The organism is Streptomyces ficellus (assembly GCF_030406405.1).
In the GTDB taxonomy this organism is placed as follows: Bacteria; Actinomycetota; Actinomycetes; order Streptomycetales; family Streptomycetaceae; genus Streptomyces; species Streptomyces ficellus_B.
In genome coordinates this window covers 1-12426 of record NZ_JAUEPL010000045.1, presented here as the reverse complement: position 1 = coordinate 12426, position 12426 = coordinate 1, and the positions used below count along the sequence as shown (strand labels likewise).

The window sequence follows — 12426 nt, the reverse complement described above, 5'->3', positions numbered from 1 at the left end:
CGGCTCCGTGACTCAACGGCCCTCGCGCCGGAGGCGGTACCGCTCCTTCTCCGAGAGGCCGCCCCAGACGCCGAAGCGTTCGTCGTGGCTGAGGGCGTACTCCAGGCAGGCTTCCCGGCCGTCACAGGCGGCACAGAGGCGTTTGGCCTCGCGGGTGGAGGAGCCCGGGTCGGGGAAGAAGAAGTCCGGGCCCGTCTGGGCGCACAGGGCGTTCTCCCGCCAGGACAGTTCGTGGGCGGTCGCAGTGGTGCGGTTGATCGGCATACCGGACACGCTGCCTCGCCCCGATAAACGGGTCGTCAATGAACGATCAACGACCGGGGCGGGCGACGCGGGGCTCGCTCCGGTCAAGCATGGGCCGCCGACAGGTGATCGGCAAGGCGTTCGACCGGAGTGTCCGGAACCCGGCCGAGTGCCCGGGACCCGGCCGCCCCGCTCGGCGGGCCGGCTGTGGGACACCGGAGACAGGATGCGCCGGGGGTGGTGCGCCCCGTATGGCGGTCGGGCGGACCAGGCGCGGGGTCAGTGGGCGGTCGGTGTCGTCGGGTGGTGCGGTTCGTAGCCGGGGATCGTGCCGTCCGGTTTGGCGACCAGGAAGAGGCCGGCCATGCCCATGTCCGAGTGGCTCTGCACATGGCAGTGGTACATCCAGGCCCCGGCGCCCACGTGTTCGCCCGCGATGACCTGGAAGCCGAAGGAGTCGGCGGGGCCGGTGATCTTGTTGTCGACGATACGGCTCGGGTCGTCGGGGCCGGTGAGCATGCCCGTGCGGTTGTCCGCCCAGCGGTGACCGTGGATGTGGAAGGTGTGGTAGAACTCGCCGTGCGTGATCGAGATGATCTCGACGCGCTCCCCCACCGTCGCCTGGAAGTTGGGGCTCTGGTGGCCGGGCTTGTTGTTGATCGTCATGTCGTTGAAGACGATCGTGAACTGCTTGTCGGGCAGGATGTCGCCCTTGCGCCGCACGACGACCGGCCCGTACAGGCCCTTGCGGATGCCGCCCGTGCCGTGATCGGTGCCCACGACGTGGTCGTGGTAGTGCCAGTAGCCCGCGCTGCCGGCCCGCCAGGTGCCGTCCTTGCGGCGGCCGGGGGCGTGGGTGCGCCAGGTGTAGGTGCGGGTGCCGCCGGGCTCCACGTGGCTGCGGTTGAGTTTCGTGCCGTCGCTCGCCACGTCGTAGTCGACGCCGTGGACGTGCAGGCTGGCCGGGACGTCCATGGTGTTCTCGAACTCGATGTGGAGCGTGTCCCCCTCGTTCAGTTCGATCAGCGGCCCGGGGATGGTGGCCTTGCCCTTCCGCAGCCCATAGCCCATCTGACCGTCCGCCAGCTTCTCGGCGTACAGCTTGAGATGACGTACCTGACCGCCCGCCGGGGCGGTCGGCGGTGGTGTCTCGGCCGATACCGCGTCGGGCGCGGAAGCGAGGGACAACGATGTCACGCCGGTCGCGGCAACCGCTCCCCCGGTCAGCAGGCGCCGATTGAAGCTCCGTCTGTCCATGCCGAACTCCCCAGTGCGGTGCGGAGGCTGACGGGGCGAGGTGCCCCCGGGAACGGCCACACCGTAACCGGGGGAAGCGAGGTTTATCCACAGCCAGGACAAAGTTCGCGTGATTGGTGTCAAGCTATTGGCGTGTCACGGAAAGAGGTCTAGCTTCGTCGTCGTTTGCTGTGACCACAGAGGGGTGGGTGAACACATGCACCGTGCACCACATCACCGGTCAAGATCCCGCCGAGGGGCGGCCGCGGCGCTCGCCGCCGTCACCATGGCCGCGTCCCTGCTCGGCGGTACGGCGGCCACCGCCGAGCCCCAGCCGGGCGAGCCGCGGACAACGTTGTCCATCCCGTCGCCGCCCGGCGGCGCCCATGTGCGGGTGCTGGTCTTCCACGCCTCGGCCACCGCCGAGTCGCCGACCGTCAACGCGGGTATCGCGGCCATCGAGACGATCGGCCAATCGGGCCCGGCGGCCCAGCAGTTCGCCACCGAGGCCACGGACGACGCCTCCGTCTTCACCAACGCCCGCAAGCTCGGGCGCTACAACGCGATCGTGTTCCTCACCGGCGGCGGCGATGTGCTCGACCCTGAGCAGGAAGCGGGCCTGGAGGCCTATATGGAGGCCGGCGGCGGCTTCCTCGGCATCCATGACGCGGCGCGCACCGAACCGTACTCGGACTGGTTCACCGGCCTGGTCGGCGCCCGCCCCGCGCCGGGCGGCCCGACCACCGTCCAGCGCGCGACCGTCGAGGTGGGCGACCGTCAGCACCCCGCGACCAGGCAGCTGCCGCTCAACTGGAAGCGGCCGGACAAGTGGCTCAACTGGACGGTCAACCCATCGGGCCGCGTGCACACGGTGGCCCGCGTCAAGGAGAGCACGTACCGGCCGGGCACGAGCGCCAACGGCTGGGACCACCCGGTCTCCTGGTGCCGTGACTACGACGGCGGCCGGTCCTTCTACACCGGCATGGGCGGTACGGCCGAGTCGTTCGCCGAGACCGACTTCCGCGACCATCTGCGCGGCGCCCTGATGTGGACGACCCGGCTGGCCCGCGCCGACTGCAAGGCCACCATCAACGCCCACTACACCGCCGAGCGGGTCACCCGGCCCAACCAGCCGGGCCGGAACGACCAGATCGGCGAACCGCACGGTCTGGTCGCGGCCCCGGACGGCCGCATCCTGTACATCGGGCGCGGCGGCGCCGACTCCTCCCTGCCCGTGGTCACCGACTGGGACGACCCCGGCATCGGCAAGGGCAAGGGCGAGATCCACGTCTACGACCCGAAGACCGGGAAGGTGCAGCTGGCGGGCGAGCTGACCGTGTTCGGCAACAAGGGCGGCGGCGGTGAGCTCACCAAGAACGAGGAGGGGCTTCTCGGCATCGAACTGGACCCGGACTTTCTGTCCAACGGCTGGGTGTACCTGCACTACACGCCGCACTCCAGGATCAACCGCGACACCCATATGGCGGAGCGGTACGTCTCCCGCTTCACCCTCGACCTCGCCACCGACAAGCTGGACCTGGCGAGCGAGAAGGTCCTGCTGAAGTGGCCGGTGCAGATCCACAGTTGCTGCCACGCGGGCGGCGGCATGGCCTGGGACTCCCAGGAGAACCTGTACATCGCCACCGGTGACAACAACTCCAGCGGCTTCAGCGGGGGCTATGCGGGAAACAATCCGGAGCCGCACTTCAAGGGCGTCTCGTTCGCCGACGCGCGCCGCACCTCGGGCAACACCAACAACCTCAACGGCAAGATCCTGCGTATCCACCCGGAGGACGACGGGACGTACACGATTCCGGGGGGCAATCTCTTCACCGGCAAGGAACCGGACGAGGGCGGCGGCAAGACGCGCGGCGAGATCTATGTGATGGGCGTGCGCAACCCGGCCCGGATCTTCGTCGACCAGCAGACCGACATCCTGTACGCGGGGTGGGTCGGACCCGACGCCGGTGCCCCGTCCACCACATGGGGCCCGGCCAAGTACGACACGTTCGCCGCGATCACCAAGGCCGGCAACCACGGCTGGCCCTACTGCATGGGCAACAACCAGCCGTACCGGGACCGCAATCTGCCCGACCCGAGCAAGCCGCTCGGCTGGTACGACTGCGCCAGGCCGAAGAACGAGTCCCCCCACAACGACGGCCTGGTGAACCTGCCGCCCGTCACGCCCAACACCATCTGGTACTCGCCGCAGGGCGGTGGCGTGGACTATCCGCGCGACGCCAACGGCGTCCCCAGCTACCGCACGGAGGAGCAGAAGCTGCTCCTGCCGTGGCTCAAGGGCGGTGGCCAGGCCACGATGAACGGCCCGGTGTACCGGTACGACGCGACGAGCACGAGCACGGTCAAGTGGCCCTCGTACTGGGACGGCAAGTGGTTCGTCGGTGACTTCTACGACGGTGACCAGCCGCGGCACGCGGTGTTGACCGACCCGAGGACGGTCGGCAAGGGAGGTCTGCCCGTGCACGCCGAGTCGCTGAAGAAGATCGTCCCGGTCGGGGCGGACGGCATCCGCAACCTGATGGACTGGAAGTTCGCGCCGGACGGTTCGCTGTACGTCCTGGACTACGGGCGCGGTTTCTTCACCTCCCACTCCACGTCCGCGCTGTGGCGCGTGACGTACCGGGGTGGCGAGGCGACGCCCGCCGCCGATGGCCTGGCGAGGAAGGCGGCAGCACAGTGAGGCACCGATCCCTGCGGCTGTGGACGGCCCTGCTCGGGTCGCTGCTGATGGTCCTGGGACTGACGTCGACCGCGGCGCACGGGCGGCCCGACAACGGGGCGGCCGCTGCGGAACAGGTGCTCACCTGGACCGCCGGTGACCCCATCGACCGCTATCTGACCTTCCCCACCACCGCGGTGGCGGGGCCGACGACGATCGTCTTCGAGAACAGCGCGGCCACCGGCAACACCACCGGGATGCCGCACACGCTCACGTTCGACGTCTCGGACCCGGAGTACAACAACGACGTCCCGCTGAACATCCTGGCCAGCCCCACTGACGACCGGGGCGGCAAGCACACCGCCCAGGTGACGCTGGCCCCCGGCCGGTACCGCTTCTTCTGCACGATCCCCGGCCACGGCTCGATGCAGGGCATCCTCACCGTCACCGAGGCGGGCGGCGGCGAGGACACCACCGCACCCGAGACGTCGGCGAAGGTCGAGGGCGAGCGGAACGCCGATGGCGCGTACATCGGCCACGCGAACGTCACCGTCTCGGCGACCGACTCGGGGTCGGGCGTGCAGCGGATCGAGTACGCGCGGGGGGCGGACGGCGCCTGGCAGGCGTACACCGCCCCGGTGATGGTCCACGAGGCCGGCACCCACACGGTCCGCTACCGGGCCACCGACAAGGCGGGCAACACCTCCGCCGAGAAGGCCGTCGACTTCACCGTCGTCGCCCCGCCGACCGACGACACGGCCCCGCCCGAGACCTCGGCGACGGTCAGTGGTGAGACGAACGAGCAGGGCCAGTACCTGGACATGGCGACGGTCACCGTCACCGCGTCCGACACCGGCTCGGGCGTCAACACCATCGAGTACGCCCGCGGGGCGGACGGCGCCTGGCAGGCGTACACCGCCCCGGTGATGGTCCACGAGACCGGCACCCACACGGTCCGCTACCGGGCCACGGACCGGGCCGGAAACGTGGCCGCGGAGAAGTCCGTGCGGTTCACGGTGGTCGTACCGCCCACGGACGACACGGCCCCGCCCGAGACGACGGCCATGGTGACCGGGAGCAAGAACGCGGACGGCGCGTACGTCGGCAGCGCCACGGTGACACTCACGGCGACCGACGCCGGCTCGGGCGTGGAGAAGGTCGAGTTCTCCCTCGACGGCGGACCGTACCTCGCGTACACGGCGCCGGTCGTCGTGGACCGGGTGGGCTACCACACCGTGCTGCACCGGGCCACCGACAAGGCGGGCAACACCTCGGCGGCGCAGCGGGTCAGCTTCAGCGTCGCGGAGGGCGGTGGCGTGCCGGCACCCAACTGCCCCGAGTACGACGAGCGGCTCACCGTCATCGTGGGCACGGTCGACACCGGCGTGCCGAACCGGATGACCAGCGGCCGGTGCACCATCAATGAGCTGATCGAGGACGAGAAGGACTGGTCGTCGCACGCGCTGTTCCTCAAGCACGTGGACGCGGTCCTGGACAAGCTGCTGGCCGACGGTGTGATCGACGCCCGCGAGCACAAGGTGATCTACCGCGCTGCCAGGGAGTCCGGCATAGGAAAGCCCGGCCGGACATCCGGGTACCGCACCCTGTTCGACGGCTCGGCGGAGACCTTCGCCATGTGGCAGCACGTGGGCGGCGGCAGGTTCGCGCTGAACGGCGACGGCTCGATGACCAGCAGCACCACGGTTCCGGGCATGGGCATGCTGTGGTTCCCGCAGCGGCAGTACGGGGACTTCTCGCTGAAGCTCCAGTGGCGGGACGACGCGCCGGGCTCCGGGAACGCCAACTCCGGTGTCTTCGTCCGCTTCCCCAACGTCCATGACCACCCGGAGGAGCCACGGCCGGAGTGGGTGGCCATCACGTTCGGGCACGAGGTGCAGGTACTGGACCGGCCGGACGGCGACATGTACAAGACCGGCTCGATCTACGGGTTCGACCGGGTGGGTCTGGGTGGCGCGGGCGTCACCCCGAAGGGCACCTGGAACGACTACGAGATCCGGGTGGTGGGCCAGCACTACTCGGTCTTCCGCAACGGCGTGCTGATCAACGAGTTCGACAACAACGGCGGCCAGGAGTTCTCCCCTCCGCGTGACGGTGACCCGGGCACGGACGGCCGGCGGTACGCCACCGGCTACGTCGGGCTCCAGGTGCACGGCACGACGGATGTGATCTCCTACCGCGACATCCGGATCAAGGAGCTGTGACCGGCAGGCCCTGGTCCGCCTTCCTCAGGTCCTAGTCCGCCTTCTTGGCGCGGCTCGGCTGTACCCGCTTGGGCTCCCCCGGCATCTTGGGGTAGTCCGGCGGGTACGGCAGGTCGGCCAGGCCGTGGTCGCGTTCGTCGCGGGCGGCCAGCTCCAGCACGCTGTCCAGGGAGAAGGCGTGGTCGTCCAGGTCGGCGTGGACGTCGCCGTGGTCGGCGTAGCGGACGGGCATGGTGGCCAGGTCGAAGTCGCGGGGGTCGACGTCGTCGAGCTCTTCCCAGCGCAGCGGCGCGGACACGGGGGCGTGCGGCTTGGGGCGGATCGAGTAGGCGGAGGCGATGGTGCGGTCCCTGGCGGTCTGGTTGTAGTCGAAGAAGATCTTCTCGCCCCGCTCCTCCTTCCACCAGGCGGTGGTCACCCGCCCCGGCATACGCCGCTCCAGTTCCCGGCCGAGCGCGATGGCCGCGCGGCGGACGCCGGTGAACTCCCAGCGCGGTTCGATCGGGACGAAGACGTGCACGCCCCGGCCCCCGGAGGTCTTGGGCCAGCCGCGCAGGCCGTACTCCTCCAGCAGGCCGCGCAGCTCGTGGGCGGCACGCACGGCCTCGGGGAAACCGGTGCCCGGCTGCGGGTCGAGGTCGATGCGCAGTTCGTCGGGGTGGTCGGTGCGGTCACCGCGTACCGGCCAGGGGTGGAAGGTCAGCGTGCCGAGGTTGGCCGCCCAGATGACGGTGGCGATCTCGGTGGGCCGGATCTCGTCGGCGAAGCGGCCGCTGGGGAAGGTGATGTGGGCGGTGGGGATCCAGTCGGGCAGGTTCTTGGGGGCGCGTTTCTGGAAGAAGGACTCGCCCTCCACGCCGTCGACGAAGCGTTCGAGGGTGGTGGGCCGGTCGCGCAGGGCGCGGGTGATGCCCTCCCCCACGGCGAGGAAGTACCGTGCCACGTCCAGCTTCGTGAAGCCGCGCTCCGGGAAGTAGATCTTGTCCGGGTTGGACAGGCGTACGGTCCGCCCGCCGGCCTCCAGCTCCACCGCGTTTCCCATACGCGCCACAGTAGGACGCGCGAATGAAGCACGCATATCGGACTCAGAGGAACACAACCGGGCACACCTGGTGCTTCTCGGGCAGAATCGAGCCATGGATCTGCCGGTGATGCCGCCCGTGAAGCCGATGCTGGCCAAGTCCGTGAAGAAGATCCCGCCGGGCATGCACTACGAGGCCAAGTGGGACGGCTTCCGTGCCATCGTCCACCGGGACGGACCCGAGCTGGTGATCGGCAGCCGCACCGGCAAGCCGCTGACCCGGTACTTCCCTGAGCTGGCCACCGCCCTGCTGGAACGCCTGCCCGAGCGCTGTGTCGTCGACGGCGAGATCGTGATCGCCCACGAGGGGCGCCTGGACTTCGACAAGCTCACCGAGCGCATCCATCCGGCGGCCTCCCGGGTGAAGATGCTCGCCGAGAAGACGCCCGCCAGTTTCATCGCCTTCGACCTGCTGGCGCTCGGCGACGAGTCGCTGATGAACACCCCGCTGACCGAGCGCCGGGCGAAGCTGGCCCAGGCCCTGGAGGGCGTCGGCGCCCCGGTCCACCTGGCGCCGTCCACCACCGACATCGAGGTGGCGCGGCACTGGTTCGAGCAGTACGAGGGCGCGGGGCTCGACGGGGTGATCGCCAAGCCCCTGGACCTGGCCTACCGGCCCGACGCCCGGCTGATGTACAAGATCAAGCACGAGCGGACCGCCGATGTCGTCGTGGCCGGATACCGTTTCCACAAGACGGGCCCGGTCGTCGGTTCGCTGCTGCTCGGCCTGTACGACGAGCAGGGCGCCCTCCAGCACGTCGGGGTCTGCGCCGCGTTCTCCGACAGGCGGCGCGCGGAGCTGGTCGACGAGCTGGAGCCGCTCCGCATGGACTCCCCCGATGGCCACCCCTGGGCGGCCTGGGCGGACGAGGCCGCCCACGAGACCGCCCGGCTGCCCGGCGCGCCGAGCCGCTGGTCCGGCAAGAAGGACCTGTCGTGGGTGCCCCTGCGGCCCGAGCGGGTGTGCGAGGTGGGGTACGACCACATGGAGGGCAACCGGTTCCGGCACACGGCCCAGTTCCGCAGGTGGCGCCCGGACCGCACGCCGGAGAGCTGCGGCTACGAGCAGCTGGAGGAGCCCGTCTCGTACGACCTGGCCGAGGTGCTGTCAAGCGGCAGCGGCAGTGGCGGTGCGGGGCGCTGACCCGTCGCCCGCGCGCCCTCGTCGGCCCGCCCCCGGGGTTGAGGAACGGGTCCCTTGTCGTCGTACGGGCCATCGGTAAAAACAACGGCCTCTGGGCAAACGGTTGCAGCACAGATACAAACCCTTGGGGAAATCGCGAACCTGATGCTGTACCCATGGAGGGAGCACAGCAAACGGACTGCTGCCACAAGCAGCGCACAGCAGCGAAGGACTCCACGTGACCGCGTCGCCCCTCGTCCCCGTCCCGATCCCCGATCGGGTCGCCGCCCTCATCGGGTCGTGCATGCCGCTCGGCATCCTCCAGGCGGAGCTCGACGCCGAGTGCGCGGCGCGTGAGGTGCGCCGGTTCCGGGCGCCCCTGTGCCCGGAGGACCAGGCGGACCGGGAGCACGCCCTGGCGGTGCTGGCCCGGGCGAACAAGGTGCTCGGCGCGTACAACCCGGGCCTGCTCCTGCGGCCGGGCGGGGCCTGGCGCTAGCCGTCGGTGAAGGTGCCGGCCACGTACACCCAGGCGCCCCCGGACCTCTCGAACCGGCTGTGTTCGCGGAGTTCACCGGGGTCGCCCCGGTGGGTGTAGCGGGCGACGAAGGTGACCGTGCCGGTGGTGTGGAACAGGGTGCCGTCGCTGGTGCCGAGGATCTCCAGGCCGGTCCAGCGCATGTCCGGGTCGAAGTCGACGCTCCGGGGGCGAGTGGCGGGTGCCCAGGTGCGCAGCAGGTACGGCGCGTCGCGGACGACGAAGGCGCTGTAGCGCGAGCGCATCAGCAGCTCGGCGGTGGGGGCGGCCGCCTGCCCGGAGTGGAAGCGTCCGCAGCAGGCCGCGTACCGGGCGTCCAGCCCGCAGGGGCAGGGCGAGTCGGCCTGGAGGGCAGGAGCCGGCCGGGGGCGGGGGCGCGGACCGGCGGTACGGCGGGCGGTGCGTCGGGACATGGCGTCCATTCTGCCGCGAAGCGGCGTTCGCCCGCCCGGCCGGCCCCGCGGGGGCCGGCGGCTCCCCGGCCCGCGCCGCATCGCACGCCATCACTCGTCAGAGCGAAATGATCGCGGGCTCGCCGGCCGCCGGTCCCGCGGATGGCACGCTTTCGGAGCATGACCGACATGACGAACAAGGCCCGGCTCTCGGCCGTCCAGGAGTTCCAGCGCATGGACGCGGACGAGGACGGCTCCGTCGACCGGAACGACTTCCTTCGGGCTCCGCGCAGGCTCCTGGCCGAACTGGGCGTCGCGGAGGATTCGCCGAAGGGCCGCGCCCTCCTGGAAGCCAACGAGAAGCAGTGGGACTTCGTGCTCTCGATCGGCGACGCCGACAACGACGGGATCCTGTCCGTGGAGGAGTACGCGGCCGCCCGCACTTCCCCCGCCTTCCGCTCACCCGAGCGCCAGGGCAGGGGGGATGTGTCCGGGACGCTGTTCGCGGTGCTCGACGCCGACGACGACGGCTCGATCGACCGGGACGAGTTCCTGCGCGCGGCCGACTTCCTGGGCATGTCCGCCGAGGAGGCCGGTGAGTTCTTCGCGCGGCTCGACGCCGACGCGAGCGGACGGCTCGACGCGCAGGAGTTCCTGAAGGCCGTCAAGCGCTTCTACACGAGCTGACCCGCCGGAGCGATCCGGCCATTGTGCGGAGGGGCGCTCATGGTGGTTCCGGGGACGGCGGGGGCGGCCCTATGCTCCTGCGACCGACGTGACAGTTACCGCGGGTAAGGGGTGGGCTCATGGACCGTACGGGCAGGACGCGACGCACCTTCATGGCGGGCGCCGCCGCCGTCACCGGGGCCATCGGGGTGAGCGCCCTCCCCATGACGACCACGGCCGCCACCGCAACGCCCCGCCCCACCGTCGCCGTGCTCGGGGGCGGCGTCGCCGGGCTCACCGCCGCGCACGAGCTGGCCGAGCGCGGGTTCGCGGTGAACGTCTACGAGCGGCGGGCGCTCGGCGGCAAGGCGCGCAGCATGGGCGTACCCGGCAGCGCGAAGGGCGGGCGCGGCCCGCTGCCGGGCGAGCACGGCTTCCGCTTCATCCCCGGCATCTACCACAACCTCCCGGACACGATGCGGCGCATCCCGTTCCCGGGCAACCCCCGCGGGGTCTTCGACAACCTCGTCGCCCCGCGCGAGATGATGTTCGCCCGCACCGGCCGCGAGGACATCCGCCTGCCCATCCCCTGGCCCGGCCACCGGCCGGAGCGGCTCACCCTCGACGAGATCGGCCGCGCCCTGACGGCCCTGCTGGAAACGGTCGGGGGCCTCCCGCTCCACGAGGTCGCGTACTTCGTCAACCGCGCCCTGGTGTTCCTGACCAGCTGCGACGAGCGACGCGACGAGGTGTGGGAGCACACGCCGTGGTGGGACTTCACCCGGGCCGCGCAGATGTCCGAGAACTACCAGCGCCTCCTGGCCGTCGGCATCACCCGCAACATCGTCGCCACCAAGGCCGAGGAGGCCAGCACCCGCACGGTCGGCACACTGGGCGAGGCGTTCGTCTTCAACGCGCTCGGCCGCGGCGCGGACGGCCCGCCCGACCGGATCCTCAACGCGCCCACCAACGAGGCGTGGATCGACCCGTGGGTGGACCACCTGACGTCCCTCGGCGTGGAGTTCCGCGTCGGCTGGACGCTGCGTGAGGTGCTGTACGGCGACGGCAGGGTCACCGGCGCGCTGGTCGAGGACCCCGGCGGCGTACGCCGGACCGTCACCGCCGACCACTACGTCTGCGCGCTGCCCGTCGAGCACGCCCGCCGTACCTGGGGCGCGGCGCTGCGCGCGGCCGACCCGCAGCTGGCGCGGTGCGACAAGCTCCAGACGGACTGGATGACGGGCATCCAGTTCTATCTGACGGAGCGGCCGCCGCTGGTGCACGGCCATCTGAACTGCGTCGACTCGCCCTGGTCGCTCACCGCCATCGCCCAGGCCGAGCACTGGCCGGAGCGCGACTTCCCCGCCCTGTACGGGGACGGGGTGGCCGTGGACTGCCTGTCCGTGGACATCTCGGAGTGGGACAAGCCGGGCATCCTTTACGGGAAGACGGCGAAGCAGTGCACCCGCGAGCAGGTGGCGCGTGAGGTGTGGGCCCAGCTCAAGGCGGCCCTCAACGACACGGGTCACCCGGCGCTCAAGGACAGCGCGCTGCACTCGTGGTTCCTCGACCCGGGTGTGTCCGGCCTCGGCACCCCGAACCCCACCAACGAGGACGAGCTGCTGATCCACCCGGTCGGCACCTTCCACCAGCGCCCCTCGGCCGGCACGAAGATCCCCAACTTCTTCCTGGCCGGCGACTATGTGTCGGTCGACATCGACCTGGCCACCATGGAGGGCGCCAACGCGGCCGCCCGCCAGGCCGTCAACGCCCTGCTGGACCGCATGGGTTCGAACGCCCCCCGCTGCGCGGTCACGCCGCTGTTCCGCGCCCCGGAGATGGAGGCCCTCAAGCGCCACGACCGCACCCGCTACCGGCTGGGTCTGCGCAACGCCCTCGACGTGGGGTGATCCGAGTAGCGTTGCCGCCATGAGGCTGACGATTCTGGGCGGTGGCGGATTCCGCGTACCGCTGGTGTACCGGGCGCTGCTCGCGGACCGTGCGGAGGGGCGGGTCACCCATGTCACGCTGCACGACGTGGACGCCGGGCGGCTCGGGGCGATCGGCAGGGTGCTGGCCGAGCAGGCGGCGGGGGCGGCGGACGCGCCGGTGGTGACGGCGCCCACCGTCTCCTGGCCGAGCACGCCCTCGGCGAGCGCCACCCGCTCGTCCGCCGCCCGGCCCGCGAGGCCGCCGACGCGGATCGCCGAGAACACGAAGTCGGCGCCGCGCAGCGCCTCGTCGA

At 70.9% G+C, this 12426-nt stretch carries 10 protein-coding genes and 1 pseudogene; 7 read left to right on the top strand and 4 right to left on the bottom strand.

Translation table 11 applies throughout. The features are described 5' to 3' along the window. Window positions 1-12 precede the first annotated feature (12 nt). Window positions 13-264 carry a WhiB family transcriptional regulator gene (locus tag QWM81_RS24425; protein ID WP_290114486.1) on the bottom strand — a complete coding sequence of 84 codons (252 nt, stop codon included), beginning with the start codon at window positions 262-264 and terminating at the stop codon, window positions 13-15. 258 nt (window positions 265-522) lie between these two features. Next, window positions 523-1500: a multicopper oxidase domain-containing protein gene (locus tag QWM81_RS24420; RefSeq protein ID WP_290114485.1), complete on the bottom strand. Its 978-nt coding sequence runs from the start codon at window positions 1498-1500 to the stop codon at window positions 523-525. 196 nt (window positions 1501-1696) lie between these two features. Between QWM81_RS24420 and QWM81_RS24415 the strand changes: the two genes are divergently transcribed. Together QWM81_RS24415 and QWM81_RS24410 are read left to right on the top strand one after the other, a co-directional pair. Then, window positions 1697-4180, top strand: a complete 2484-nt coding sequence (locus tag QWM81_RS24415) for a ThuA domain-containing protein (RefSeq protein ID WP_290114484.1) — start codon at window positions 1697-1699, stop codon at window positions 4178-4180. A 47-nt stretch (window positions 4181-4227) separates the two neighbouring features. Beyond that, a complete protein-coding gene (locus tag QWM81_RS24410; RefSeq protein ID WP_290114523.1) occupies window positions 4228-6381 on the top strand; it encodes an OmpL47-type beta-barrel domain-containing protein in 2154 nt (717 codons plus the stop codon). 31 nt (window positions 6382-6412) lie between these two features. On the opposite strand, the gene ligD is transcribed toward QWM81_RS24410, so the two are convergent. Further along, window positions 6413-7423, bottom strand: coding sequence for a non-homologous end-joining DNA ligase (ligD, locus tag QWM81_RS24405; RefSeq protein ID WP_290114483.1), 1011 nt, complete (start codon window positions 7421-7423; stop codon window positions 6413-6415). A gap of 94 nt (window positions 7424-7517) precedes the next feature. On the opposite strand from ligD, the gene QWM81_RS24400 reads away from it, so the two are divergent. Both QWM81_RS24400 and QWM81_RS24395 read left to right on the top strand, forming a co-directional pair. After that, window positions 7518-8606, top strand: a complete 1089-nt coding sequence (locus QWM81_RS24400) for an ATP-dependent DNA ligase (protein ID WP_290114482.1) — start codon at window positions 7518-7520, stop codon at window positions 8604-8606. A gap of 217 nt (window positions 8607-8823) precedes the next feature. Further along, a complete protein-coding gene (locus QWM81_RS24395; protein WP_290114481.1) occupies window positions 8824-9084 on the top strand; it encodes a hypothetical protein in 261 nt (86 codons plus the stop codon). Here the strand turns inward: QWM81_RS24395 and QWM81_RS24390 are convergent. Further along, window positions 9081-9536, bottom strand: a complete 456-nt coding sequence (locus QWM81_RS24390; RefSeq protein WP_290114480.1) for a YchJ family protein — start codon at window positions 9534-9536, stop codon at window positions 9081-9083. The genes QWM81_RS24395 and QWM81_RS24390 overlap by 4 nt on opposite strands. A 159-nt stretch (window positions 9537-9695) precedes the next feature. Here QWM81_RS24390 and QWM81_RS24385 point away from each other — a divergent pair, with 159 nt between their 5' ends. From QWM81_RS24385 to QWM81_RS24375, 3 genes and pseudogenes are all read left to right on the top strand, one after another. Continuing rightward, window positions 9696-10202, top strand: coding sequence for an EF-hand domain-containing protein (locus tag QWM81_RS24385; RefSeq protein WP_290114479.1), 507 nt, complete (start codon window positions 9696-9698; stop codon window positions 10200-10202). A gap of 119 nt (window positions 10203-10321) precedes the next feature. Further along, window positions 10322-12091: a hydroxysqualene dehydroxylase gene (locus QWM81_RS24380; protein ID WP_290114478.1), complete on the top strand. Its 1770-nt coding sequence runs from the start codon at window positions 10322-10324 to the stop codon at window positions 12089-12091. A 19-nt stretch (window positions 12092-12110) separates the two neighbouring features. Next, window positions 12111-12308 (top strand): annotated as a pseudogene (locus QWM81_RS24375) (6-phospho-beta-glucosidase); the annotation flags it as partial. Between the last annotated feature and the right edge of the window lie 118 nt (window positions 12309-12426).

Coding starts and splice junctions, on each gene's coding strand:
- QWM81_RS24425 (WP_290114486.1), bottom strand. CDS start 264: ATGCCGATCAACCGCACCACTGCGACCGCCCACGAACTGTCCTGGCGG.
- QWM81_RS24420 (WP_290114485.1), bottom strand. CDS start 1,500: ATGGACAGACGGAGCTTCAATCGGCGCCTGCTGACCGGGGGAGCGGTT.
- QWM81_RS24415 (WP_290114484.1), top strand. CDS start 1,697: ATGCACCGTGCACCACATCACCGGTCAAGATCCCGCCGAGGGGCGGCC.
- QWM81_RS24410 (WP_290114523.1), top strand. CDS start 4,228: ATGGTCCTGGGACTGACGTCGACCGCGGCGCACGGGCGGCCCGACAAC.
- ligD (WP_290114483.1), bottom strand. CDS start 7,423: ATGGGAAACGCGGTGGAGCTGGAGGCCGGCGGGCGGACCGTACGCCTG.
- QWM81_RS24400 (WP_290114482.1), top strand. CDS start 7,518: ATGGATCTGCCGGTGATGCCGCCCGTGAAGCCGATGCTGGCCAAGTCC.
- QWM81_RS24390 (WP_290114480.1), bottom strand. CDS start 9,536: ATGTCCCGACGCACCGCCCGCCGTACCGCCGGTCCGCGCCCCCGCCCC.
- QWM81_RS24385 (WP_290114479.1), top strand. CDS start 9,696: ATGACCGACATGACGAACAAGGCCCGGCTCTCGGCCGTCCAGGAGTTC.
- QWM81_RS24380 (WP_290114478.1), top strand. CDS start 10,322: ATGGACCGTACGGGCAGGACGCGACGCACCTTCATGGCGGGCGCCGCC.